This is a genomic window from Herbaspirillum sp. 1173 (genome assembly GCF_031455335.1).
Taxonomy (GTDB): Bacteria; Pseudomonadota; Gammaproteobacteria; order Burkholderiales; family Burkholderiaceae_D; genus Herbaspirillum; species Herbaspirillum huttiense.
Genome location: NZ_JAVDSP010000002.1, coordinates 136983 through 162627 on the forward strand (window position 1 = coordinate 136983; position 25645 = coordinate 162627).

Below are 25645 nucleotides of genomic sequence, written 5' to 3' on the forward strand. Positions count from 1 at the left end.
AAATTAACATCAAGAACTTACACCCGCAAGTGTACTTACTTTCTCAAGATGAGAAAAACCCGCCAGCATCCACTCGCATGGACGCTGGCGGGCTATTGTTGCAGACTGACAACGCGAAAGGCAAGTCCTATTCGCATTGCAGCAACGCAGCGGGTGCAGTGACCGGGATGAATCCCGGCCGCCGGCATCACTCCAGGTTGCCCAGGATGATGCGCAGCATGCGGCGCAGCGGTTCGGCCGCGCCCCACAGCAGCTGGTCGCCGATGACGAAGGCGGAGATGTATTCCGGCCCTTGGTTCAGCTTGCGCACGCGGCCCACGCCGATTTCCAGGCCGCCGGTGATGGACGCCGGGGTCAGTTCCTTGACCGTGACGGCGCGGTCATTGGGCACCCACTTCACCCACTGGTTGCCGGCACGGATGATGGACTCGATCTCGGCCAGGGGCAGGTCGCGCTTGAGCTTGATGGTCAGCGCCAGGCTATGGCAGCGCATCGCGCCGATACGCACGCACAGGCCGTCCACCGGGATGATCTGCTCGTTGCCCAGGATCTTGTTGACTTCAGCCTGGCCCTTCCACTCTTCCTTGGACTGGCCGTTTTCCAGCTGGGCGTCGATCCAGGGGATCAGGCCGCCAGCCAGCGGCGCGCCGAAGAATTCGGTCGGCACGTCTTCACGGATGGTCTTGGCAACCTTGCGGTCGATGTCCAGGATGGCCGAAGACGGGGTCGCCAGCTCATCGGCCACCGCCGCGTTGATGACGCCCATGCCCTTCAACAGCTCGCGCATGTGGTTGGCGCCGCCGCCGGAAGCGGCCTGGTAGGTCATGGAACTGACCCACTCGACCAGGCCTTCCTTGAACAGGCCGCCCACGCCCATCAGCAGGATGGAGTTGGTGCAGTTGCCGCCGATGTAGTTCTTCACACCCTTGGCCAGCGCATCCTTGATGACGTTGTTGTTGACAGGATCCAGCACGATCACGGCGTCATCCTTCATGCGCAGCGAGGAAGCGGCGTCGATCCAGTAGCCATCCCAGCCAGCGGCGCGCAGCTTGGGGAAGATCTCATTGGTGTAGTCGCCGCCCTGTGCGGTGATGATGATGTCGCATTTCTTCAGTTCTTCAATGCTGTTGGCGTCTTTCAGGGTCGTTGCCGTTTTGGCAAACGACGGCGCCTTGCCGCCCGCATTCGAAGTCGAGAAAAACACCGGTTCGATGTGATCGAAATCACCTTCATCCTGCATGCGTTGCATCAGGACCGAACCCACCATTCCACGCCAGCCAACCAAACCAACCAGTTTCATCATCTTTCCCTATTTAGAACTTCCATGGTGAACAAATCAGATTGAACACATTTGCGCCGGACCATCCGGCATTTCAAGCGCCTGGCCGCACCGGTTGGGGCGCGGCCAGGCGACGTTGATCTCAGGCGAGGGCCTTGACCACGGCTTCACCCATCTGCTGGGTGTTGACCTTGGTGCAGCCTTCTTCATAAATATCGGCGGTGCGCAGACCTTGCGCAAGCACTTTCTTCACGGCGTTCTCGATGCGATCGGCCTGCTCGGCACGGTTCAAGGAGAAGCGCAGCATCATCGCTGCCGACAGGATGGTCGCCAGCGGATTGGCGATGCCCTTGCCCGCGATGTCCGGGGCCGAGCCGTGTGAAGGTTCATACAGGCCCTTGTTGTTGGCATCCAGCGAGGCCGAGGGCAGCATGCCGATCGAACCGGTCAGCATGGCGGCGGCGTCCGAGAGGATGTCGCCGAACATGTTGCCGGTGACGATGACGTCGAAGTTCTTCGGTGCCTTCACCAGCTGCATGGCGGCGTTGTCCACGTACATGTGCGACAGCTCGACGTCCGGGTATTCCTTGCCGACTTCGGTGACGATGTCTTTCCAGAACTGGAAGGTTTCCAGCACGTTGGCCTTGTCCACGCTGCACAGGCGCTTGCCGCGCTTGGCGGCGGCCTGGAAGGCGACGTGGGCGATGCGGCGGATTTCCGGTTCCGAATAGCGCATGGTATCAAAACCTTCACGAGCGCCCTTGAACGGACCGTCCGGCGCTTCGCGCATGCCGCGCGGCTGACCGAAATAGATGTCGCCGTTCAGTTCGCGCACGATCAGGATGTCCAGGTTGGCCACCAGCTCGGGCTTCAGGGAAGAAGCACCGGTCAGTTCCGGATAGCAGATCGCCGGACGGAAGTTGGCGAACAGCTGCAGGTGCTTGCGCAGGCCAAGGATGGCTTGCTCGGGGCGCAGGGCGCGTTCCAGCTTGTCGTACTTCCAGTCGCCCACCGCACCGAAGAGAATCGCATCGGCTTCCTTGGCCAGCTTCAGGGTGCCGTCCGGCAGCGGATGGCCGTGGGCTTCATAGCCGGCGCCGCCGACCGGGGCGGTTTCCATCTCGAACTTCTCGTCCAGGGCATTGAGCACGCGGACGGCTTCGTCGACGATCTCGGGACCGATGCCGTCACCCGGCAGGATAGCAATCTTCATGGTTTCTCTTTCTCAGTGTTTCCAGCCGTGCTGGAAGACGTTCTTGGAATAAGTAACGACAGTAACGACAAGGGCGGCCATCTGACCGCCCTTTGCTGTTGTCTCGACGATCCTCTTCAGATCGTGTTGCTCAGCCAGGGCTGTTCGTGCAGGTGTTTCTCTTCGTAGGCACGAATGGTGTCGGCTTTGCGTAGGGTCAGGCCAATGTCATCGAAACCGTTCAGCAGGCAGTACTTGCGGAATTCGCTGATGTCGAACGGATAGACTTCGCTGCCATTGGTGGTGCTGACGACCTGTTTTTCCAGGTCGATGACCAGGCGATAACCCGGGAAGGCCTTGACTTCATTGAACAGGTGATCGACCTGTTGTTCGGTCAGGACGATGGGCAGCAGGCCGTTCTTGTAGCAGTTGTTGAAGAAGATGTCGGCAAAGCTGGGCGCGATCACGGCGCGGAAGCCGTACTGGTCCAGCGCCCAGGGCGCGTGTTCGCGCGAGGAGCCGCAGCCGAAGTTCTTGCGCGACAACAGGATGGACGAACCCTGATAACGCTCCTGGTTGAGCACGAAATCGGGATTGAGCGGACGCTTGCTGTTGTCCATGCCCGGCTCGCCATGGTCCAGGTAACGCCATTCGTCGAACAGGTTGGGGCCGAAGCCGCTGCGCTTGATCGACTTCAGGAATTGCTTGGGGATGATCGCATCGGTATCGACGTTGGCGCGATCCAGCGGCGCCACCAGTCCTTCATGCACGATAAATTTATTCATGAGCTTGACCTCGGGTCGGCGGGGCGATTGCTGATTGCTCTGCCCTGCCCTTCCTGTTTCCTGTTCAAAAACTGAAGCTGCGACACGCTGGCCGCAGCCTGTTGCACTGTCCTGCTTACTTCTTGCTGGCGTCCTGCATCTTCTCGCCGACCTTTTCGACATCCTTGCCGAAGCCGTTGACGGTATTGCAACCAGCCAGCGCCCCCAGGGCGACGGCCAGCAGAACCAGAGCGGAGATTTTTTTCATGGTTGTATTCTCTCGAAAAGATTCACAAGCCCGTGCTTACAGAGAACGCACGTCCACGAAGTGACCGGCAATGCCAGCCGCCGCGGCCATGGCCGGGCTCACCAGGTGAGTACGGCCACCGGCGCCCTGCCGGCCTTCGAAATTGCGGTTCGAGGTCGAGGCGCAGCGCTCGCCCGGTTCCAGGCGGTCGGCATTCATGGCCAGGCACATGGAGCAGCCCGGTTCACGCCATTCGAAGCCGGCATCGCGGAAGATCTTGTCCAGACCTTCACGTTCTGCCTGTTCCTTCACCAGGCCCGAACCCGGCACCACCATCGCCAGCTTGACGTTGGAGGCGCGGAACTTGCCACGCACCACCTTGGCCGCTTCGCGCAGGTCTTCGATGCGGGAATTGGTACAGGAACCGATGAAGACCTTGTCGATGCGGATGTCTTCAATGGGGGTGTTGGGCTTGAGGGCCATGTAGGCCAAGGCCTTTTCCATGCCGTCGCGCTTGGTCGGGTCCTTTTCCTTGTCGGGATCGGGAACGCGGGCGTCGACTGCCACCACCATCTCGGGCGAGGTGCCCCAGGTGACTTGCGGCTTGATCTCGGCGGCATTCAGGGTCACGACCAGGTCGAACTTGGCGCCCTGGTCCGAATGCAGGGTGCGCCAGTACGACACGGCGCGCTCCCAGTGCGGACCGGAGGGCGAGAAGGGACGGCCCTTCAGGTATTCCAGGGTGGTGTCGTCGAAGGCCACCATGCCGGCACGGGCACCCGCTTCGATGGCCATGTTGCAGACCGTCATGCGGCCTTCCATGGACAGCGAACGGATGGTCGCCCCGGCGAATTCGATGGCGTAGCCGGTACCGCCTGCGGTACCGATCTTGCCGATCACGGCCAGCACGATGTCCTTGGCGGTGACGCCGGCCGGCAGCGCGCCGTCGACCTGCACCAGCATGGCCTTGGACTTGCGCGCCAGCAAAGTCTGCGTGGCCAGCACGTGTTCGACTTCGGAGGTGCCGATGCCATGGGCCAGCGCGGCAAACGCGCCGTGGGTGGAGGTGTGCGAGTCGCCGCAGACCACCGTCATGCCCGGCAGCGTGGCACCTTGCTCAGGGCCGATCACGTGCACGATGCCTTGACGCTTGTCGTTCATGCCGAAGTACGTCAGGCTGAATTCTTTTGCATTGCCATCCAGCGTTTCGACCTGCAGGCGCGAGATCGGGTCGGCGATGCCTTGGGCGCGGTCAGTGGTGGGGACGTTATGGTCCGCCACCATCAGGTTGGCCGAGTTCCGCCAGGGTTGGCGACCGGCTAGCTTGAGGCCTTCGAAGGCTTGCGGGCTGGTCACTTCATGGAGCAGGTGGCGGTCGATATACAGGATGGCGGTACCGTCATCTTCCGTATGAACGACGTGCGACTCCCAGAGTTTGTCGTAAAGCGTCTTGAGCATGTTGCGGTCCGGCGGAAACGAGAAAGGGATGCTGAACGGGAAAAATAGCGTTTGATTATGCCATAAAGCGACAGGTCTGACCTCCCTGCCGTGTTTTCCGCCGCGTCGCAGCAACAGGGAATAATGCTGCAAGGCAGCAGAAAAAGCGCAGAACTTGCGGCAGACATGAAAAAACCGGCATTTCTTCCGTGCAGGAAGCGATGCCGGTTCGGTCTTTCCCGAAAACGCCGGGATCAGCGCTTGCGGGTCTGCTGGTACAGCGGCTCCACACGCTGGGCGTAGACCGTCAGGTCGGCGATGCGCTCGCTGCTGGAGGGGTGGGTGGACATGAACTTCATCGGCTCATCGCCGCCCAGGCTGGCCATCTTCTGCCACAGCGTGACGGCGGCCTTGGGGTCATAGCCGCCGCGCGCGGCCAGTTCCACGCCGATGCGATCGGCTTCGGTTTCGTTGGCGCGCGAATTGGGCAAGCCCATCAGGCCCATGTACAGGTATTGGCCGCCCTGCTTGCCGACATCGCCCAGGCCCAGCAGCGCGGCACCGATGGAAATGGCGGAATTGGCCACCACCTGCTGCGAAGCGCGCTCGCGGGCATGCTCGCGCAGGGCGTGGGCGATCTCGTGACCCATCACGGCCGCCAGTTCGTCGTCGGTGATCTTGAGCTTGTCGATCAGGCCGGTATAGACCGCGATCTTGCCGCCCGGCATGCACCAGGCATTGGTCTCATCCGAGGTCAGCACGTTGACTTCCCAGTTCCACTTCAGCGCATCCGGGCGGAACACGCCGGTCTGCGGGATCAGGCGGTTGGCGATGGTACGCACGCGCTGCGCCTGGGCGGCATTGCGGTTGAGCAGGCCCTTGCTCTTGGCTTCGGCCAGTACCTGGGCGTATTCCTTGGCCGAGGAGGCCTCCATCTCGGCCGAGGACACCAGCATCTGCTGCTTGCGATCGATGCCGACGGCACCGCCCTGCGTGGTTTGTACGGTTTCGCAAGCCACCAGCCCCACCAGGGCTGCGGCCAGCAGACTGTTCTTGAAGATAGGTTTGAGCACCATGCCCGCCTCCATTGAGTAATTGATATTGATCTCGGGTCCGGTCTGCTGGCGTGCGTGTTGCCGTCAGTCAGCCGTGAGCCGCTTCGACCCGGCTCTTTGCAAATTGTTTCAGACAAGAAAAAACCGGCGACCGCATGTGCGATGGCCGGTTTCCTGGCAGGGCTTGCCGGCCGCTCAGCGCAGGGCCGGCGTCTCAACCTTCACATCGCCGCATTGTGCGCGATGACGCAGGGCGTGATCCATCAGCACAAGGGCCAGCATGGCTTCGGCAATGGGGGTAGCGCGAATGCCCACGCAGGGATCGTGGCGGCCGAAGGTTTCCACCGAGATCGGCTCGCCGTTCTTGTCGATGGACGGGCGCGGCGTGCGGATGCTGGAGGTCGGCTTGATGGCAATCGAGGCCGTGATGTCCTGCCCGGTCGAGATGCCGCCCAGGATGCCACCGCCGTTGTTGCCGACGAAACCTTCCGGGGTCAGCGCGTCGCCGTGCTCGGAACCCTTCTGCGCCACCGCAGCGAAACCGGCGCCGATCTCCACGCCCTTGACCGCATTGATGCCCATGAGCGCGTAGGCGATCTCGGCATCGAGCTTGTCATACAGTGGTTCGCCCAAGCCCACCGGCACGTTCTGCGCCACCACGTCGATGCGCGCGCCGATGGAATCGCCCTCCTTGCGCAGGCCATCCATGTAGTCTTCCAGGCGTTCGATGATGCTGGCGTTGGCGGCGAAGAAGGGGTTGTTGGGCACGTGCTCCCAGGATTCGAAGGGAATCGCGATCTCGCCCAGCTGGCTCATGCAGCCCTTGAAGGTGGTGCCGTATTTCTCGAACAGCCACTTCTTGGCGATGGCCGCCGCGCCCACTACCGGGGCGGTCAGGCGCGCCGAGGAACGGCCGCCGCCGCGCGGATCGCGGATGCCGTACTTGTGCCAGTAGGTGTAGTCGGCATGGCCGGGACGGAAGGTATCGAGGATGTTGCCGTAATCCTTGCTGCGCTGGTCCTGGTTGCGGATCAAGAGCGCAATCGGCGTGCCGGTGGTCTTGCCTTCGTAGACGCCGGAGAGGATCTCCACCGTATCCGGCTCCTGGCGCTGGGTCACGTGGCGCGAGGTGCCGGGACGGCGGCGGTCCAGTTCGGGCTGGATGTCGGCTTCGGACAGCGTCATGCCCGGGGGGCAGCCATCGATCACGCAGCCGATGGCCGGGCCGTGGGATTCGCCGAAGGTGGTGACGGTGAAGAGCGTGCCGAAGGTATTGCCGGACATGATGGAATTCGCGCAAAAAATAGGGGAAGCCGCGATTCTACCAGCCTCGGCCGATGCCGACGAGCCGCACCAGGCCGCAGGCTCCCCCTCAGGCAGACTTATTTCCAGTCGCCGCGCAGCGCCCGGACCTGCTCCTGCAGCCCTTCCGGGCTCACGGCGTCGGGCGCAATCGGCTCACCGACCGCCAGCTCCAGCCGCGAGAACAGCCCGCGCTTGAAGGTGCGTGCCACCGGATTGCTGGGGTCGCGCGAGAACAGGCTGCCCCACAGCCCGCGCAAGGCCATGGGCAGGACCGGCACCGGGCTGCGGTCGATGATCTTCTGCACGCCGCCCTTGAAGGGATTCAATTCGCCATCGCGGGTCAGCTTGCCTTCCGGGAAAATGCACACCAGTTCGCCTTCATGCAGGGCCTGGGCGATATCGACGAAGGCCTTTTCGGTCAGCCAGGGATCTTCCTTGACCGGTGCGATCGGAATGGCGCGCACATTGCGGAACAGCCAGGACATCACCGGAATCTTGAATATCTGGTGATCCATCACGAAACGCACCGGGCGCGGGCTGGCGGCCATGATGGCAATCGCGTCGACATAGCTCACATGATTGCACACCAGCACGGCCGGTCCTTCATCAGGAATGGCCTGGCCGTTGATGATGCGCACCCGATAAAAGGTGTGGATCAGGATCCAGACCAGGAAGCGGATCAGGAATTCCGGCACCAGCGAGAAGATGTAGACCGCCACCACGCCATTCATGATGGCCGTGGCCAGGAAGATCTGCGGGATCGTCAGCCCTGCCTTGAGCAACACCATCGCCACCACGGCCGAGACCACCATGAACAGCGCATTCATGATGTTCATCCCGGCGATGGTGCGGGAGACGTGGGCCGGGTCGCAGCGGGTCTGGATGAGCGCAAACAACGGCACGATGTACAAGCCGCCAAACAGGCCGATACCCAGGCAATCGAACAGGATGCGCCAACTGCCGCCCTGCGCCAGGAAGCCGCCCAGGTCCAGCATGGCCGACGGCGTGACATAGGCCTGGCTGGCGAAATACAGCTCCAGTCCGAACACCGACAAGCCGATCGAACCAAAGGGCACCAGCCCGATTTCCACCTTGTGCCCGGAAAGCCGCTCGCACAGCAGCGAACCGGCACCGATGCCGACCGAGAACACCGCCAGCAGCAGCACGAAGACGCTGTGGTCGCCATGCAGGTAGTTCTTCGCATAGACGGGGAATTGCGCCAGCATGATGGCCCCGTAAAACCAGAACCAGGAATTGCCCAGCAACGACAGGAACACCGGCCGGTTGCGGCGCGAATAACCGAGGTTGCGCACGGTCTCGGTAAAGGGATTCCAGTTCACCTTCAGGTCCGGCACCGGGGCCGGCGAAAGCGGAATGCGCAGGCTCGCCAGCCAGCCCAGCACGGCGATACCGATGGTGATCCCGGCCACCAGGTGCAGGCCCCAGGGCTTGTGCACGACCAGCACCGCACCCAGGATTTCACCCAGCAGGATGCCGACGAAGGTGCCCATTTCGATAAGGCCATTGCCCCCGACCAGTTCCTCGCGCTTCAACTGCTGCGGCAGGTAGGCGTATTTCACCGGCCCGAACAGGGTCGAATGAATACCCATGCCGATCACGGCGGCGATCAGCAGCCACAGGTGATGCGTCATCCAGCCATAGGCGGCAACGCACATGATGGCGATTTCGAGCAGCTTGACGAAGCGCGCCACTCTGCCCTTTTCCAGCTTGTCGGAGAGCTGGCCGGAGGTGGCTGAAAACAGGAAGAACGGCAGGATGAACAAACCCGGGATAAGGTTGTTGAGCAAGCCCGGATCCATGTCCGTCCAGGACAGCGCGTCATAGGTGAGGATGGTCAGCAGCGCCGTCTTGAACACGTTGTCATTCAAGGCCCCCAGGAACTGGGTCCAGAAGAAGGGAGCGAAGCGCCGTTGGGAGAAGAGCGTGAACTGGCTGTTCTTTTGCATGGGCAATCAGGTGAGGGAGGAAGCGCGCAGTCTGCGCCGCGCGGGTCAGGATTGGCAACAATACCAAGGGGCAAGGAACTGCGGGCAATAAAAAACCGCTCCAGCAGGAACGGTCATGACGGCAGCGCCTGCACCAGCCAGGCGGCTGCCAACGGAAAAACGCGAAACGCAGAGCCTTCAGCTGTTGCCTTCGCGCTCTTCTTCCTCGGCCGGCCAGTCGCGGATGTAGGCCTTGAGCATCTTGTTCTCGAAGCCCTGCGCATCCAGCACCGCCTTGGCCACGTCGTAGAAGGACATGACGCCCAGCACGGTACGGGCCTCCATCACCGGCACATAGCGCGCGTGCTTTTCCAGCATGATGCGGCGCACTTCGTTGAGGTCGGTATCCGGGGTGACGGTGATGGGCGCATCGTTCATGTGCTTGCGCACGGTCGAGCCGCCCAGCTCGCCGCCGTTTTTGTGCAGCGTCAGCAGCACTTCGCGGAAGGTCAGCATGCCGACCAGGTCGCCGTATTCCATCACGACCAGCGAGCCGATGTCTTTCTCGGCCATGGCGGCGACCGCCTCCTGAATCGGGGTTTCCGGCGTGACGGTAAAGAGGATGTTGCCTTTGACCTTGAGGATTTCAGAGACTTTCATGATGTCGTCCTGGTTTGGTTATATGAAGCTGTTTTGACTGTAGGCGATGACGCCGGGAAAATCCAATTCATGGGGGCAACAGGATAACTGATCCTGCCCGCAACCGCAGCGGACGCCTCCTCCAGGCCCTCCTGGCGCGCTGGAAATCACATGGTACGGGCAAGGGCGACCTTTGGGCAACCCGCAAAGACGCTGCTGCGCAGTATTTCCCTGCAGAATTTACGTTTTGCAGCTGAAGCTTGCTTCAGCACAAGGATTGCAAACAGGCGCGGCGCTGACTACTCTGAAAGGGTCAGGACTCTCCGGAGAAGACCATGGCCGCTACCCTGCCCGAACGCCATTACGCCAGTTTCAGCGAGTTCTATCCGACCTACCTCAGCGAGCATGCGCACCGGGTCAACCGGCAGCTGCATTTCCTGGGGTCGACGCTGGCGCTGTTGAGTCTCTTGCTGCTGCTGATCACGCACCAGTGGTGGTGGCTGGCGGTGGCGCTGTTCTGCGGCTACGGTTTTGCCTGGGTCGGACATTTCATGGTGGAGAAGAACCAGCCGGCCACCTTCCGTCATCCGTTCTATTCCTTCATGGGCGATTGGGTGATGTACTGGCAAATGCTCACGGGGCAGGTGTCGTTTTAGAAAGCTTCATAAAAGGGCCGACAAGGGCTGATCCGGGGGCCTTGGCGTCGGATCAGCGCTCCCACAGACGCCGGCGCGCCTCCAGCGGCACCGCAGCATGCGGCATGGCGGCCACGGTGGCGGCGACTTCTTCCTCGGCCACCCGCCCGGCCTGGCAATACTGCTCCAGCGACTGCGCCAGTTCGGCGTTGATGGCATCTTCCACCCGCGCCACCAGCGCTTCTTCCTCTCCGGCCTGGGCCAGTACCGCAGGATCGAACACGAACAGGCGATACACCCGCGCCAGCTGGATGGTGCTGGGATTGGCCACCAGGGTCCAGCGATCCATGTCATCGGTAATGCGGCGGTTCCAGCCGCGACGGCTGCGGCTGCCCGACTCGGGCTTGACCGAGGCCACCCAGCCCTCTTCGCTCATGCGCGCCAGCAGTTGCTGCAATTCACCCAGGCCCAGCCGGGTGGCGCGCCGCACCTCCTCCATGCTGACCACGGCCGACTCCACGCCCACGCGCGCCGCGTGCAGGAATTTCAGGACCTTGACCGCATCGATGAATTCCGCGCCCGGCGAGGGGACATGCCACCAGCGTTCATAGCGCACCACCGGCAGCGCCGCCGTCAGCAGCGCCCCGAAGAGCGTGATCATCCACATCATGTAGATCCACACCAGGAAGATCGGCAGCACCGCCACCGTGCCATAGACCATGGTGTAGGTCGGGAACTGCAGGATGTAGGCGGCGAAGAGCCGCTTGGCGATTTCCAGCCCGATACCGGCCAGCAGGCCGCCGGCGGCCGCATCACGCCAGTCCACGGTCTGGTTGGGCACGGTGCTGTAGAGCAGCGTATAAGCCAGCGTGGAGAGCATCAGCGAGACCAGCGTATAAAAGCTCGCGCCCAGCCACGGCAGGCTCTTGACCGCGCCGCCGGTGGCGGTCGACAGATACGAGGTCACGCTGATGGAAACCCCGATCAGCAGCGGCCCCAGCGTGATGATGGCCCAGTACACCAGCACCCGCTGCACCAGCGGGCGCGACTTCTTGACGCGCCAGATCTGGTTGAACACGCTCTCGATGGTGGACATGGTCAGCACCGAGGTCAGGATCAGCAGCACCCCGCCCACGGCCGAGATGCGCGCCGATTTGGCGGCGAACTGATTGAGGTAGCCGAGGATGGTGTTGGCCACGCCCTTGGGCATGAGGTTCTCGACGAAATAGGCTTCCAGCGAGGCGCGGAAGGTCGAGAACAGCGGGAAGGCCGTAAACAGCGCCAGCGCGATGGTGAGCATCGGCACCAGCGACAGGATGGTGGTGAAGGTCAGGCTGCCGGCCACTTGCGGCAGGCGATCCTCGCGCAGCCGCCGGCCGGCGAAGCGCAACAGGTCGCTGAACTGCTCACGGGTCAGACCACGCATACGGGACAAGGAAAAACGCAAAGAAGACATCCGTTCGACTTCATCGGAGACGCCGCACCCGCAGATGCGCCGCCCCATCGGGGTTGAATCAGGCCGCATGACGGCGCGCAGGCTTGCTGCCGGCCAGACGACAAGTTTGGCGATTATCGCCCAAGCGGGCAGCAAAATCCCGCAAAAACGCAGAGCAGGCCCAAAGTTTCTGCTTCCTCATGGTGCAGATGAAGAAAAAGCGGGGACACTCAGGCTTTTCCTGCTGTCTGGGAGCAAAAAAACGGAAATATAATAAGTCACATGATGACCTCTTCGACCGCTACTTCCGTGCAGACCTCCTCCAACGCCACCATCCTGGTGCTCTACTATTCGCGCCATGGTGCCACCCGCAAGCTGGCCGAGCTGATCGCCCAGGGCGTGGAAAGCGTGCCCGGCTGCGATGCCCGCCTGCGCACCGTGCCGGCGGTTTCCACCGTCACCGAAGCGGTGGAACCGGACGTGCCAAGCTCCGGCGCGCCCTACGTGGAAGCCAGCGACCTGGCGGAATGCGATGGCCTGGCCCTGGGTTCGCCCACGCGTTTCGGCAACATGGCAGCGGCCATGAAGTATTTCTGGGATGGCACCTCGCCGCAGTGGCTCTCCGGCGTACTGGCGGGCAAGCCGGCCTGCGTCTTCACCTCCACCGGCAGCCTGCATGGCGGCCAGGAATCGACGCTGTTGAGCATGATGCTGCCCCTGCTGCACCATGGCATGCTGATTGTCGGCCTGCCCTATTCGCATCCCGAGCTGATGAATACTTCCAGCGGCGGCACACCTTACGGTGCCAGCCACTGGGCGGGCGTCAACGGCAATCAGCCGCTGTCGGACGACTCGCGCACCCTGGCCATCGCGCTGGGCAAACGGCTGGCAGAAAACGCCATCAAATTACGGAGACCATCATGAACAGCAGTGCGCGCTACTTCCACCTCGGAGCCAGTTCCAGCCTGATCGCCCTGATCCTGCTCTGTCTGGCGTGGGAACTGGTGCTGGCCCCGCTGCGACCGGGCGGTTCGTGGATGGTGCTCAAGGTAGTGCCCTTGCTGCTGCCGCTGCGCGGGGTATTGAAGCGCGACGTCTACACGCTGCAATGGTCGTCCATGCTGATCCTGGTGTATCTGGCGGAAGGGCTGGTGCGCGCCACCAGCGACAGCGTCCATGCTTCGGTGCTGCTGGCCTGGGTCGAAGTGGCGCTGACCGCGCTGTATTTCGTCTGCGCACTGGCGTATTTGCACCCGTTCAAGAAGGCCGCCAAGGAAATCGCCCGCCAGGCGATCCAGAAGGCCTCCCAGTAATACGCACCGCTTCCCCACATCGATTGGGCGCGCCACTGCACGTGGCGCGTTTCGCTTTCATGACCGACTTCCTCGCTGCCTGCCGTACCGCCATCGGTGCTGCTTATGTCCTCACCGAAGCCGCCGACACCGCCGGCTACCTGACCGACCAGCGTGGCCGCTACACCGGCCGTGCCCTGGCCGTATTACGCCCGGCTGATACGGCCGAAGTGGCGGCGCTGGTGCAACTGTGCGCGCACCATGGCATCCCGCTGGTGCCGCAAGGGGGCAACACCGGCCTGGTGCTGGGCAGCGTGCCCGACCAGCAGGGCAATGCCGTGGTGCTCTCGCTGCGTCGCCTGAACCGCATCCGTGCGGTGGACCCGGTCAACAATACGATGACGGTGGAAGCCGGCTGCGTATTGCAGCATCTGCAGGAACAGGCGGCGGCGGTCGAACTGCTGTTCCCGCTGTCGCTGGCGGCCGAAGGCAGCTGCACCATCGGCGGCAATCTCTCCACCAATGCCGGCGGCACCGGCGTGCTGCGCTATGGCAATACGCGCGAGCTGTGCCTGGGGCTGGAAGTGGTGACGGCCGCGGGCGAGATCATGAGCAGCCTCAAGGGCTTGCGCAAGGACAATACCGGCTACGACCTGCGCGATCTTTTCATCGGCGCGGAAGGTACTCTGGGCATCATCACCGCTGCGGTAGTGAAACTCTTCCCGCAACCGCGCGCGCAACTGACTGCACTGGTAGCGCTGCAATCCCCGGCGCAGGCGCTGCAACTGCTGCAGCAGGCGCAAGCGCGCTGTGGTTCGGCCTTGACCGGTTTCGAGCTGATGTCGCACTTCTGCCTGCAGCTGGTCTGCAAGCACTTCCCCGACCAACGCCTGCCCTTCAGCCAGCGGCATCCGCAGTACGTGCTGCTGGAACTGTCGGACAACGAATCCGAAGACCACGCCCGGGCGATTTTTGAAACCCTGATTGGCGAGGCCCTTGAACAGGGTTTGGTGGACGATGCCGTGATCGCCGCCTCGCTGGCCCAGTCCAGGGCCTTGTGGCGACTGCGTGAAAGCATCTCGATGGCACAGGCGCACGAGGGCAAGAACATCAAGCACGACATCTCGGTGCCGATCTCGCGCATCGCCGAATTCATGGAAGCGACCGATACCCTGGTGCAGCAGGCCGCACCGGGTTGCCGCATGGTCAGTTTCGGCCACCTGGGCGATGGCAACCTGCACTACAACGTCTCGCCGCCGGTGGGCGTGCCCGATGCCGATTTCCTGGCGCGCCAGGGCGACATCAACCGCGTGGTCCATGACAGCGTCGACCGCTTCGGCGGCTCGATCTCGGCCGAGCATGGATTGGGAGCGCTGAAGCGCGAAGAGATCCTGCGCTACAAGTCACCGGTGGAACTGCGTCTGATGCGCGCCATCAAGCAGGCGCTGGATCCGCAGCAATTGATGAATCCGGGCAAGGTGCTGTGACGCCACTTTGAAGCAGGTATCAACAAAAAGGGACGGACGCCAGTACGAGCCGTCCGCCCCAACCTCCCCCTCAGGAGCCTGCCTGAAACGCTCAAATTCCTTGCGTTTCCCTATGTCGTGATCTTTGCATCAAGCGCGCTTCTCCAATTCGAGGAATAGCAGGCGATGCCACAGCCAATTTGTGAATTCAGGCCGCCGTCTTGTGCTCGGCGGCATGGTCGCGCATGGTCTGCAGGAACAGGTCCGGAGCCATCGGCCGTCCCAGCAGATAGCCCTGCATGGCGTCGCATCCGACCTGGTGCAGGAACTCCTGCTGGCGCTCGGTCTCCACGCCTTCGGCGACGATGCGCAGATTCAGCGTGCGCCCCAGGGCCACGATGGCCGATACGATGGCGGCATCCTCGGTGCCTTCGCTCAAGTCGCGCACGAAGCCGCGATCGATCTTCAGTTCGTTGGCCGGCAGGCGCTTCAGGTACAGCAGGCTGGAATAGCCGGTGCCGAAATCGTCGATGGAGATCTCCACGCCCAGGTCGGCGATCTGCTGCAGCGTCTGCAGGCTCTGCTCGGTATTGTTCATGGCAGTCGACTCGGTCACCTCCAGCGTCAGGCAGGACGGCGGCAGCTGGTGTTTCTCCAGGGCAGCACGCACCACGTCCAGCAGATGCGGATCGGCAAACTGCACCGGCGAAAGATTCACCGCAATCTTCCAGTCGGCATAGCCCAGGGTCAGCCACTCATGCATCTGGCGACAGGCTTCATCCAGCACCCAGGCCCCGATCGGGATGATCAGGCCGGAACGCTCGGCCAGGCCGATGAACTCATCCGGCCCCACCAGTCCGCGTTGCGGATGCTGCCAGCGCAGCAGCGCCTCGGCCCCCAGCACCGGACCATCAAGCAGGCTGAACTTGGGCTGGTAGACCAGCCGGAATTGCTTGCGCTCCAACGCTACCCGCAGGTCCTGCAGCCACTGCAGCTGATGATGCGCATTGGCATTCATCGACGGTTCGAAGAAGTTGTAGCCGTTGCGGCCGGCGCGCTTGGTGTGATACATCGCGGCGTCGGCGTTGATGACCAGGTCGTGGCGCGTGGCCCCGTCCTCCGGGTAGATGGCGATGCCCACGCTGGCCGACACGCGCAGCTCCTGCTCGGCCAGGCGGAACGGCAGGTTGACCACTTCCACCAGCTTCTCGGCCACCGGCATGGCGTCTTCCGGCTGCGCCAGTTCCACCAGGATCACGAATTCGTCGCCACCCAGCCGCGCCACCGTATCGTGTGCGCGCATGGCACCGGTCAGGCGCTGCGCCACTTCCACCAGCATGCGGTCGCCCACATGGTGGCCGAGCGAGTCGTTGATGGCCTTGAAGCCATCCAGATCCATGAACATCAGCGCGAAATGTCCCTGGCTGCGTGCGGCCTTGTTGATGGCCTGGCTCAGGCGGTCTTCCAGCAGGGTGCGGTTGGGCAGCTTGGTGAGATGGTCGTGCAGCACCATCTGCGTCAATTCTTCATTGGCTTCGGCCAGCGAGCGCGCCAGCTTGGCGGTACGCGACTCCAGCCGCGCATCCAGCACCGAGGTCAGCAAGGCGATGCTCAGCACCGCCAGCGTGACCACGATGACCAGGATCGCCAGCCAGCCGGTCCCCACGCCCTCGCGTGCCGAGAGGCACACCGAACCGTTGGGAAAAGTGGCAGCCGCCATGCCGGTGTAATGCATGCCGACGATGGCCACGCCCATCACCACCGAAGCGCCGGCGCGCGCGGCTTTCACGTAAGGGGTATTGCGGCGCAGGCTGAAGGCGATCCACAGCGCTGCCGCCGATGCCGCTATGGCGATCAGGATGGAAGCGATGAACAGCACCAGGTCGTAATCGATGCCCGGCGTCATGCGCATGGCGGCCATGCCGGTGTAATGCATGCCGGCAATGCCGGTCCCCATCAGCAAGGCGCTGCCGAACAGCCGCCGCAGCGGCAATTCGCTGCGGGTAACGATCCACAGCGCATAGCCCGAGGTGGCGATGGCGATGAGCAGCGAGAGCGTGGTGATCCAGACATCGTAGCCCAGCGCGATGGGCAGCCGGAAAGCCAGCATGCCGATGAAATGCATCGACCAGATCCCCAGCCCCATGGCCACCGCACCGCCGGCAAGCCAGAAGCGTGCGGCACGCGAATGCAGATGGCTGGTGGTGTTGATGCGCTCGGCCATGTCCAGCGCCGTATAGGAGGCGAGGATGGCCACCAGCAGGGAAACGACCACCAGCGGCTTGTCGTAGTTGGCGATGAGCATGGCGAAGAGTGATGCCTGTGAAAAACGGCGATTGAGCGAAGGTCGCTGGAAGGCAGGTGATTCGGTGCGCGCACGCACCGGCACGTCCCGCCCCGGCAAACAGCTTGGCAACATGGACGACTTGTCATCAAGCTTAGGGGGCGGCGCATTGTCACACAATCAGGAAATACCCGTTGTCACAATGGCATTTTCCGTCGACCAAACCTTATCCGGACGAGGCAAACAAACAACATTCCGTGACCAACCGCATGCCAAATTGATCATTTGGTCAGGATTGCGCCTCCCAAAGGCATACGGAGGTCAGAAGATGTCGATGGAATGGCAACTTTATGGAGCGCCGCTGATCTCTTGTCACGGCAGTCCGTGCATCGCCGCCCGACGTGCGCCCGGCCCCGCCCGGCCACACTTCGCGCCTGCACGCCACCGAACAAGCTGCAAAACGACAACAAAACACAACAAATCGACAACAAGGACAACATGCTGAACTTACCCCACTCCCGTCTGCATCCGCACCAGGACGGCCTGCCGGCCCGTAGCCGCCTGTCGCGCCGCGTGGCGCTGGCCTTGTGCGGCGTGGCCGCGCCGCTGTGGCTGGCCGCCCCGGCGCATGCCGGCATTTCGATGGTGCAGCCGCCCAAGCGCATCGATGCCACCAAGCCACTGGAACTGACCCTGCTGGTGTCCGAGGATGAGCAGGCCCAGCGCACCTATCAGTTGCCCGCCACGCTGCTGGTGGCGGCCTCGGCCGACATGATTCCGCCGCAGCAGATCGCCCTGCAGCGCGTCGATGGCGAAGACAGCCTGACCCTGAAGCAAGGTGAGTTCCGCAAGGTGCGCTATCGCGGCGAGTTGCCGCGCCGCCTGCGCGGCATGGTGCGTATCGAACCGATCGGCATGGATGCTTCGCCGGTGCTGGTGGCGGTGGTGCGCCCGGATCCGTCGCTGGGGCCCTTGCCGGAGTCGCCCGACCTGATCAACACGCCGCTGGCCGATTCGACCAGCAAGGTCGCGCCGGTGGCCCCTTCGGCCACGGTATTTACGCCGGGTGCCAATGCCTCGCCCATCGACAGTGCACCGGCAGCTGAGGACATCCTCTCCAACAATCGCCGGCTGTCCTTCAATGAGCCGATGTATTTCACGGTGGGGCACAACAATGGTGATACCAATGCGCGCTTCCAGCTCAGCTTCAAGTTCCGCGTGTTCGTGCCGGACGATCCGCGCTCGCGCGGCCTGCTGGACAATCTCTACCTGGGCTACACGCAGTTCTCGCTGTGGGACCTGTCGGCCCCCTCGGCCCCCTTCCGCGATACCAGCTATCGCCCCAGCCTGTATTACTACCTGCCGGACGTGGGCATACAGAACCGCGTCTTCAGCCGCATCGGCATCGCCACTGGCCTGGAGCACGAGTCCAATGGACGCGACGGCACGGCCTCGCGCAGCATCAATACCTACTTCATCGAGCCGACCTTCAACTTCGGCAATCTCAACGACTATCACTTCAAGGTCGCGCCCAAGGTCTATGCCTATCTCGGCCCGACCCGCGACAACCCGGACATCGCCGACTATCGCGGCCACCTGGACCTGAAGCTGGCCTATGGCAAACCCGACGGTCTGGAAGTGGCGACCATGCTGCGCAAGGGCAAACTGGGCGGCAAGTACAGCGCCGAAACCCAGGTCACCTACCCGCTCTCGCGCCTGCTGCCCGGTACCGCAGGCTATCTGATGGCCAGTTACTTCTACGGCTATGGCGAGAGCCTGCTGACCTACAACCAGAAGGATCATCCGCAACTGCGCATCGGTTATGCGCTGTGGCGATGAACATCGTGTGAGCGTGCTTCGCGGGGCATGATGCAAGCAAAACGGGGATGCCTTGGCATCCCCGTTTTTTTCCGTTCCTTGGGTACCGCTTGCAGAAGACGGTGGACTCAGGCCACCGGCGTGCGCATCGTCACGAACTCTTCGGCGGAGGTCGGATGGATGCCGATGGTGGCATCGAACTGCGCCTTGGTGGCACCGCATTGCAGGGCCACTGCAAAGCCCTGGATGACTTCACCGGCATCGCCGCCGACCATGTGCACGCCGAGCACCTTGTCGGTCTGCGCATCGACCACAAGCTTCATGAAGGTGCGCTCGGTATTGCGCGAGAGGGTGTTCTTGAGCGGCTTGAAGTCGGTCTTGAAGATTTTTACTTCACCATGGGCTTTTCGCGCCTGTTCTTCGGTCAGTCCCACGGTGCCCACATTGGGATGACTGAACACCGCTGTCGGAATATTCTGATAGGACATCACGCGCTCGCCCTTGCCGAACAGGCGCGCCACCACCACCATCGCTTCGGCCAGCGCCACCGGTGTCAGGGCCACGCGGTCGATCACGTCGCCCACGGCGAGAATCGATGGCACGTTGCTCTCGAAATTCTCATTGACCACCACGGCGCCGTTTTCCTTCAAGACGACACCGGCCTGCTCCAGCCCCAGGCCGCGTGTATTGGGCGTACGCCCGGTGGCAAACAGCACGCACTCCGCCGCCACGGTTTCGCCATTGGTCAGGCGCACCTGCTTGACGCTGTCTTCACCCGCATGCGGCGCTTCGATGGCGGCGATGCTGGCATCGAAGACCAGGCGGATGCCCTTCTTGGCCATTTCATCGGCCAGGTGGATGCCCAGGTCGGCATCCATGTTGCGCAACAGGCGCTCGCGGCGATACACCAGCGTCACGTCGCTGCCCAGGCCATTGAGGATGGACGCCAGTTCCACGGCGATGTAGCCGCCGCCCAGCACCACCGCGCGTTTCGGCAGGCCCTTGAGATGGAAGAAATCGTCCGAAGTGATCCCCAGCTCGCGGCCCGGGATCTGCGGCTTGTCGGGATGGCCGCCGGTGGCCACCAGGATGTGGCGGGCCGTGAAGCGCTTGCCCTCCACGCTCACCGTATGCGCATCCTCCACCGTGGCGAAGCCACGATGCAGGCTCACGTTGGCGCCATCGAGCAGACGCTGGTAGATGCCGTTCAGGTGCGTGATCTCGCGGTCCTTGTTGGCGATCAGGGCCGGCCAGTCGAAGGTGGGCTCGCTGTGCAGGGTCCAGCCGTAACCGGCGGCATCGGCGAAATCCTCGTGGAAATGGGCGCTGTAGGACATCAGCTTCTTGGGGATGCAGCCGACGTTGACGCAGGTGCCGCCCAGATCGCCCTTCTCGGCCAGCCCGACGCGGGCCCCGGCCTGGCCGGCGAAGCGCGCTGCGCGCACGCCACCGGAACCGCCGCCGATGGTGAAGAGGTCGTAATCGTATTGGCTCATGGTTTCTCCAGAGAGTGGCCGCAGCCCCCTGGCCACGCCCATTGTTGGTCTTTGCGTGCTTGGGTTATGCGGGCGGAAGCGCGCTTTGCAAGTCCGTGCGGCGCCGGCCATCGAGTGCCCGCATCACCAGCAGCACGGGTGCCAGCCCCACCAGCACGATGGACAAGGCCGGCAAGGCCGCCTCGCCCAGGCGCTCGTCGCGCGCCAGATTGTGCGCGATCACGGCCAGGGTATCGGTATCGAAGGGACGCAGCAGCAAGGTCGCCGGCAACTCCTTGACCACATCGACGAACACCATCAGCGCGGCCACCGCCAGCGAGCGCCACAACAGCGGCATGTGCAGGCGCCAGGCAATCAGCGCGCGCGAACTGCCCAGGGTGCGCGCCGCTTCGTCGAGACTGGCCGGAATACGGGTGTAGCCGGACTCCACCGACTGCACCGCAACCGCCGTGAAGCGTACCAGATACGCATAGATCACGCCCAGCGAGCTGGCCGTGAGCAGCACGCCCAACCCCGCGGCAGGCCATAGCGCCTGCAGCCAGGCCACCGGCAGCAGGATGCCGACCGCGATGACCGACCCGGGAATGGCATAGCCCATGCCGGCCAGGCGTGCGGTCAGCCGCAGCACCAGCCCCTGAAGGCGCGGCAGGTGTGCGCTGCGCAGCGCGAAGCACAGGCCCAGCGCCAGCACGATGGCCGCCAGCGCCGCCATGCCGCCGAAGCGGAAGCTGTTCCACACCCAGCCGGCATAGCGGGCCAGATCGAAAGCGGGCATGGCGGCGTCGCTGCTGCCCCACTGCCCGGCCCACAACTGCAACAGGATCGCCACCGGCAGCACGAAGCCCAGCACCACCGGCAAGCCGCACACCGCCCAGGCCGCCAGCGTCTGTGCGCGAGACAATTGCGGCAGGCGCGCCTCGGCCCCCTCGCTGCCGCGCGCACCGCGTGTGGCCGCAAAGCGCATGCGGCCCTGCTCGCGCCGCTCCAGCCACAGCAGCACCGACACGAAGAGCAGCAGCAGCGACGCGTACTGGGCGGCGGCAATGCGGTCATCCAATACAACCCAGGCCTTGTAGATGCCGGTGGTGAAAGTGGTCAGGCCGAAGTAGGCCGAGACACCGTAATCGGCCAGCGTTTCCATGAGCGCCAGCGCCGCCCCGGCCGCCAGGGCCGGACGCGCCAGCGGCAAGGCCACGCGCCGGATGCGTTCGGATAGCGGCGTGCCCAGCATGCGGGCAGCCTCCATCAGGTGCATGCCGCGCTCGGAGAGCGCATTGCGCGCCAGCAGGTAGGCATAGGGATAGAGCGTGAAGACGAACATGCACACCGCCCCCGGCAAGCCGCGCACATCCATGCGCCAGCCCGGGAACCAGCCGCGCAGCGTGCTCTGCACGGCCCCCGCGTATTGCAGGAAATCGGTATAGGCATAGGCCGACACGTAAGCCGGCATGGCCATCGGCAACAGCAGCGCCCAGGACAGCCAGCGCCGTCCGCGAAACTCGAACAGGCTCACCGTCACCGCCGCTGCACCACCGACGATGACCACGCCCAGCGGCACCATCAGCGCCAGCCAGCCGGAGGTCGCCAGGTAGCCGGGCAGGACGGTCTGCATCTGCTGGCGCAGGTTGTCGATGCCGGCCGCATCCAGCCCGAACCAGGCAGCGAGGATGCCGAAGAGCGGCAAAGCGATCAGGACAGCGAGCAAACCGATGATGTGCATAAACAGGAACGGCCCAATGAAGAATTGCCAGGGGAAGTCGGCGGTCCATGCGCTACACTGCGCACTCCGAGACAAACGCGAATTGTAACCATTTCATCGAGCCTGCCCATGTTTCTGGAAGTCGATCACGTCAGTATCCGTTATCCCCGCAGCGCCCAGGCGGCCGTCGATGCCGTCTCGCTGCGCCTGCAGCCGGGCGAGCTGGGCGCCCTGATCGGCCCCTCCGGCAGCGGCAAGACCAGCCTGCTGCGCGCCGTGGCCGGGCTGGAACCGGCGCAATCAGGCCGTATCCGGCTAGACGGAACATTGCTGGAAGGAGATGGCGTGCGCGTGCCGGCCGAGGCGCGGCGCATCGGGATGGTGTTCCAGGATTTCGCGCTGTTCCCGCATCTGGATGTGGCGGCCAATATCGGCTTTGGCTTGCGCGGCATGGCGCGTGCGCAGCGGGAACAGATCGTCACGCAGATGCTGGCCCTGGTCGGCCTGCCCGAGGCCGGCAGCAAATTCCCGCACCAGCTGTCCGGTGGCCAGCAGCAGCGCATCGCCCTGGCGCGCGCGCTGGCACCGCAGCCGCGCCTGCTGTTGCTGGACGAACCGTTTTCGAGCCTGGATGTGGAACTGCGCGAACGCCTGGCGCACGACGTGCGCGACATCCTCAAACGCACCGGCACCACCGCCCTGATGGTCACGCACGATCAGCTGGAAGCCTTTGCGGTGGCCGATGTGGTGGGGGTGATGCGGCACGGCCGATTGGAACAGTGGGATACGCCCTACGCGCTCTACCATCGTCCGGCCACCCGCTTTGCCGCGGATTTCATCGGACATGGGGTGTTGCTGCGCGGCGAGGTGCAAGCTGCAGCGGATGCCGGGGAGCAAGGCGAGATCAGCGTCCAGACCGCAGCAGGCCTGTTGCGCGGACTGCCGGTGGAAAGCGGACGCGATGCCAGCGCCGCGCAGGTCGACGTATTGCTGCGGGCCGACGACGTCATGCATGACGATGCGTCCCCCTTCAAGGCGCAGGTGGTGCGCAAATCATTCCGGGGCGCGGAATTCCTCTACACCCTGGCGCTGGAGAACGGCCAGCAACTGCTCTCGCTGGTGCCCTCGCATCACGATCATGCGGTGGGGGAATGGATAGGGATCAGCCTGGATGTGACGCATCTGGTGACGTTTCCGAACATGGAATCGTCATTGGCAGCGGCACCTTCGGCCCCGGCAGGGACCGCCCCCGGGGCTACCGGCAAGCCGGGCTGATCGACCCCGGCCGCCCTCCCCAGCGCATCCACCACCAGCCAGTCAAGCGCACGCCGCATCAGCCGCGCGCCTTCGACAGCACCACCAGCCAGCGGCGGAACAGCAGGATTTCCACATGGCCTGGCTCGATGCCCGCGCTGCATTCAATCACCGGATTGACCCGATAACGGCGCACGTAGGTATCACGGCAGATGAAGATTTCGCGGCGACCCAGGCGGATGGCCAGCGAAGACGGGGTGGACGATGCAACAGCGAAGCGAGCGTCGGAAGCAAGATCAAAGTGGGTCATGGCAGCGATTCCTCTTCTTGTCGATAGGAGGCTTCACTTTAGCATAACACTGTATGAATACACAGTACTTTTTATACAGTACTGTACACACCATGGCGAGCATACAACAGCCGCCGCCACCCTGCCCTTCCGAGCCCGTTACGGCGTGGCGCTCAGGCCACACCGGCCGCCAGCCGGGCCCGCACGAAGCCGATATGCTCGCGCAGCACGTAGAACTGGTCGGCAAAGGCCAACGGCATCTTCATGCGATTGACCGCAATCTCGATCTCGTCCAGGCGTTTGAGCATCTCGGCCTGCTCCTCCGGCGACTCGCGCGAGAGCCCGCGTTCCAGCGCGATCAGCTCGCCATACCAGCGATAGATGCGCGAACGCACACGCCAGCCATAGAGCATCGGCACCAAGCGAATGCCCGGAATCAACAACAGGATTACCGGCAGCACGATCACCACCGCACGATCCACCAGGCTGGCCATCCAGAAGGGCAAGGTGCGGTAGAAGAAGGTCTTGCCGGACTTGTAGTAGCGCGCCGCATCGTCGCTGATCGGGTATTCATGCTCCAGCGGGGCCGGGAATTCCCCGGCCTTCTGCATCACGTTGGCCTTGCCGTGCACCTCGCGGGCCGCTGCGATGAGCAGGTCCGAGAGCGCCGGATGCAGGTCCTCGCGCGCCAACAGCTCGGCCGTGGGCGCAATGAGCTGGGTATCGCGCGCCGGCAGGTTGTGCGCCAAGTCGAACACGCCCATGGGCATTTTGAGAGTATTGAGATAGCGGAAGCGCCGCACGTAGGCATCGGCCTGCGAGAAATCCAGCAGCCGGATGCCGGGCGCGCGCAAGAGCTTGCCCATGGTGGCCACCGAGACCGAATCGCCCATCAGGAAGGCCGCATCGATCTTGCCGCTGGTCAGCGCCTGCGCGGCCTCGTCGCCGCCGATGTTCAACAGCTGGGTGCTGCCGCCCGACTCGACGCCATTGGCCTTGAGCAGCGTGGCCGCCAGCACGCTGGAACCGCTGCCCTCCCCGCCGATGGCAATCCGCTTGCCCGCCAGCTCCGACAGCTGCCGCAGTGGCGGTACCGGGCGGCCATCCTCACGCGGCGGCGGGACGCGGTAATACACCGACACCGGCACATAGGAAATACTGCCCAGCGATACCAGCGGGCTCAAGGATTCGGCCGGTACTGCGCCGGCCAGGCCACCCTGCACGAAACCGACGTCCACATTCTGGTCCGGGTCGGCCAGGCGCTTGAGGTTGTCCAGCGAGCCGCCGGTCTCGACGATGTCCAGCCGGATGCCATCGCGCGCCAGCAGCGCCTTGTAGCGTTCGGCCACGCGCCAGAAATTGCTGTCCTTGGGACCGGCAGCAATGGTGATGGAAGACGGCGGCGCCGGCCGGATCAGCCAGATCACAAGCCATGCGCCGATCAGGATCAGCAGGATGATGGGACCGAAGCTGACGGCGAGATCGCGCCACGAGATGGCCACGAAGCGCGCCCGGATGCGGGTGGCCGAGGGCGCGTAGGCGGAGAGTTTCTTGTCTTTGAGCATGCGCGCTATTCTAGCCGCGCATTCCGCCTTTGCATCGCCGCGCTTGTAACCCGATGTGACTCAATAGGTTTTATAAGGCAGGAACTTGCCCGACAGCATCACATTGACGCGATCGCCATTGGGGTCGGCCTGGCGCTGGATATCCATCTTGAAATCGATGGCACTCATGATGCCGTCGCCGAACTCTTCGTGGATCAGCTCCTTGATGGTGCTGCCATAGACACTGACGATCTCGTACCAGCGATAGATCAGCGGATCGGTCGGCACCGGGGTCGGCAGCGAACCCTTGTAAGGCACGATCTGCAGCCACAGCGTTTCTTCGTCGGTCAGTTCAAACAGTTCCTGTGCCACGGCGGCCTGCTTGGCCGTCAGGGTCATCTGGCCCAGCATGGCGGCGGTAGTCCACTCCTTGCTCTGGCCGATGCGTTCGGCGATCTGGGCCCAGGTCATCTTCTTGCTGACCTTGGCGGTGACGATCTTCTGGGTGACTTGGTTGCGGTCCATGCGCTCTCTCCTTGTGGTGGACGAAAAATGAAAACCGACGACAC

General features: G+C 63.4%; 23 protein-coding genes. 7 read left to right on the forward strand and 16 right to left on the reverse strand.

What is annotated here, in order from left to right:
- Window positions 1–187: 187 nt before the first annotated feature.
- From asd to J2X56_RS08600, 9 genes are all read right to left on the reverse strand, one after another.
- The gene (gene asd / locus J2X56_RS08560) at window positions 188–1300 is read right to left on the reverse strand and encodes an aspartate-semialdehyde dehydrogenase (RefSeq protein WP_039784953.1); all 1113 of its coding nucleotides are present in this window, start codon (window positions 1298–1300) and stop codon (window positions 188–190) included.
- Window positions 1301–1421: 121 nt separating this feature from the next.
- The gene (gene leuB / locus J2X56_RS08565; protein WP_017452965.1) at window positions 1422–2492 is read right to left on the reverse strand and encodes a 3-isopropylmalate dehydrogenase; all 1071 of its coding nucleotides are present in this window, start codon (window positions 2490–2492) and stop codon (window positions 1422–1424) included.
- Window positions 2493–2608: 116 nt separating this feature from the next.
- Entirely contained in the window at window positions 2609–3256 is a 648-nt protein-coding gene (gene leuD, locus J2X56_RS08570; RefSeq protein ID WP_034333116.1) for a 3-isopropylmalate dehydratase small subunit, read from the reverse strand.
- A gap of 115 nt (window positions 3257–3371) precedes the next feature.
- Window positions 3372–3503 (reverse strand): entericidin A/B family lipoprotein, encoded by a 132-nt coding sequence (locus J2X56_RS08575; RefSeq protein ID WP_121045014.1) that lies wholly within the window; start codon window positions 3501–3503, stop codon window positions 3372–3374.
- Between the two features lie 36 nt (window positions 3504–3539).
- The gene (gene leuC, locus J2X56_RS08580) at window positions 3540–4940 is read right to left on the reverse strand and encodes a 3-isopropylmalate dehydratase large subunit (RefSeq protein WP_121045015.1); all 1401 of its coding nucleotides are present in this window, start codon (window positions 4938–4940) and stop codon (window positions 3540–3542) included.
- Window positions 4941–5173: 233 nt separating this feature from the next.
- Complete coding sequence (locus tag J2X56_RS08585) at window positions 5174–5995, reverse strand: M48 family metallopeptidase (RefSeq protein ID WP_199725127.1); 822 nt, start codon at window positions 5993–5995, stop codon at window positions 5174–5176.
- A 174-nt stretch (window positions 5996–6169) separates the two neighbouring features.
- Window positions 6170–7258, reverse strand: a complete 1089-nt coding sequence (gene aroC, locus J2X56_RS08590) for a chorismate synthase (protein ID WP_121045020.1) — start codon at window positions 7256–7258, stop codon at window positions 6170–6172.
- Window positions 7259–7356: 98 nt separating this feature from the next.
- Window positions 7357–9246, reverse strand: a complete 1890-nt coding sequence (locus J2X56_RS08595) for an MFS transporter (RefSeq protein WP_310159614.1) — start codon at window positions 9244–9246, stop codon at window positions 7357–7359.
- Window positions 9247–9423: 177 nt separating this feature from the next.
- Window positions 9424–9885, reverse strand: a complete 462-nt coding sequence (locus J2X56_RS08600) for a CBS domain-containing protein (protein WP_121045023.1) — start codon at window positions 9883–9885, stop codon at window positions 9424–9426.
- Between the two features lie 314 nt (window positions 9886–10199).
- Here J2X56_RS08600 and J2X56_RS08605 point away from each other — a divergent pair, with 314 nt between their 5' ends.
- Window positions 10200–10520, forward strand: a complete 321-nt coding sequence (locus J2X56_RS08605) for a DUF962 domain-containing protein (RefSeq protein ID WP_034338162.1) — start codon at window positions 10200–10202, stop codon at window positions 10518–10520.
- A gap of 52 nt (window positions 10521–10572) precedes the next feature.
- On the opposite strand, the gene J2X56_RS08610 is transcribed toward J2X56_RS08605, so the two are convergent.
- Complete coding sequence (locus J2X56_RS08610; protein ID WP_245202196.1) at window positions 10573–11925, reverse strand: YihY family inner membrane protein; 1353 nt, start codon at window positions 11923–11925, stop codon at window positions 10573–10575.
- A gap of 64 nt (window positions 11926–11989) precedes the next feature.
- Here J2X56_RS08610 and J2X56_RS08615 point away from each other — a divergent pair, with 64 nt between their 5' ends.
- The 4 genes from J2X56_RS08615 to J2X56_RS08630 are packed head-to-tail and all read left to right on the forward strand — an operon-like array spanning window position 11990 to window position 14713.
- Window positions 11990–12208 carry a hypothetical protein gene (locus tag J2X56_RS08615; protein ID WP_134040380.1) on the forward strand — a complete coding sequence of 73 codons (219 nt, stop codon included), beginning with the start codon at window positions 11990–11992 and terminating at the stop codon, window positions 12206–12208.
- Between the two features lie 8 nt (window positions 12209–12216).
- Window positions 12217–12858, forward strand: a complete 642-nt coding sequence (wrbA, locus tag J2X56_RS08620; protein ID WP_034338170.1) for an NAD(P)H:quinone oxidoreductase — start codon at window positions 12217–12219, stop codon at window positions 12856–12858.
- The gene (locus tag J2X56_RS08625; RefSeq protein ID WP_134137372.1) at window positions 12855–13247 is read left to right on the forward strand and encodes a DUF2069 domain-containing protein; all 393 of its coding nucleotides are present in this window, start codon (window positions 12855–12857) and stop codon (window positions 13245–13247) included. The genes wrbA and J2X56_RS08625 overlap by 4 nt, the downstream gene beginning before the upstream one ends.
- A 59-nt stretch (window positions 13248–13306) precedes the next feature.
- Window positions 13307–14713 carry an FAD-binding oxidoreductase gene (locus J2X56_RS08630; protein WP_121045356.1) on the forward strand — a complete coding sequence of 469 codons (1407 nt, stop codon included), beginning with the start codon at window positions 13307–13309 and terminating at the stop codon, window positions 14711–14713.
- Between the two features lie 187 nt (window positions 14714–14900).
- Here J2X56_RS08630 and J2X56_RS08635 read toward each other — a convergent pair whose 3' ends face one another.
- Window positions 14901–16997: a bifunctional diguanylate cyclase/phosphodiesterase gene (locus J2X56_RS08635; protein WP_209567677.1), complete on the reverse strand. Its 2097-nt coding sequence runs from the start codon at window positions 16995–16997 to the stop codon at window positions 14901–14903.
- A 477-nt stretch (window positions 16998–17474) separates the two neighbouring features.
- On the opposite strand from J2X56_RS08635, the gene J2X56_RS08640 reads away from it, so the two are divergent.
- On the forward strand, window positions 17475–18815 hold the full coding sequence (locus J2X56_RS08640; RefSeq protein ID WP_227022812.1) for a phospholipase A: 1341 nt from the start codon (window positions 17475–17477) through the stop codon (window positions 18813–18815).
- A 107-nt stretch (window positions 18816–18922) separates the two neighbouring features.
- Here the strand turns inward: J2X56_RS08640 and gorA are convergent, their stop codons facing one another.
- The gene (gene gorA / locus J2X56_RS08645) at window positions 18923–20290 is read right to left on the reverse strand and encodes a glutathione-disulfide reductase (protein ID WP_209567218.1); all 1368 of its coding nucleotides are present in this window, start codon (window positions 20288–20290) and stop codon (window positions 18923–18925) included.
- Window positions 20291–20354: 64 nt separating this feature from the next.
- Window positions 20355–22010, reverse strand: a complete 1656-nt coding sequence (locus J2X56_RS08650; RefSeq protein ID WP_209567219.1) for an iron ABC transporter permease — start codon at window positions 22008–22010, stop codon at window positions 20355–20357.
- A gap of 108 nt (window positions 22011–22118) precedes the next feature.
- On the opposite strand from J2X56_RS08650, the gene J2X56_RS08655 reads away from it, so the two are divergent.
- The gene (locus J2X56_RS08655) at window positions 22119–23264 is read left to right on the forward strand and encodes an ABC transporter ATP-binding protein (protein WP_310159624.1); all 1146 of its coding nucleotides are present in this window, start codon (window positions 22119–22121) and stop codon (window positions 23262–23264) included.
- Window positions 23265–23322: 58 nt separating this feature from the next.
- Here the strand turns inward: J2X56_RS08655 and J2X56_RS08660 are convergent, their stop codons facing one another.
- From J2X56_RS08660 to cynS, 3 genes are all read right to left on the reverse strand, one after another.
- A complete protein-coding gene (locus tag J2X56_RS08660; protein WP_034329828.1) occupies window positions 23323–23553 on the reverse strand; it encodes a hypothetical protein in 231 nt (76 codons plus the stop codon).
- A 152-nt stretch (window positions 23554–23705) separates the two neighbouring features.
- Window positions 23706–25097 carry a TAXI family TRAP transporter solute-binding subunit gene (locus J2X56_RS08665; RefSeq protein ID WP_310159626.1) on the reverse strand — a complete coding sequence of 464 codons (1392 nt, stop codon included), beginning with the start codon at window positions 25095–25097 and terminating at the stop codon, window positions 23706–23708.
- Window positions 25098–25157: 60 nt separating this feature from the next.
- Entirely contained in the window at window positions 25158–25601 is a 444-nt protein-coding gene (gene cynS / locus J2X56_RS08670) for a cyanase (RefSeq protein ID WP_034329823.1), read from the reverse strand.
- Window positions 25602–25645 lie beyond the last annotated feature (44 nt).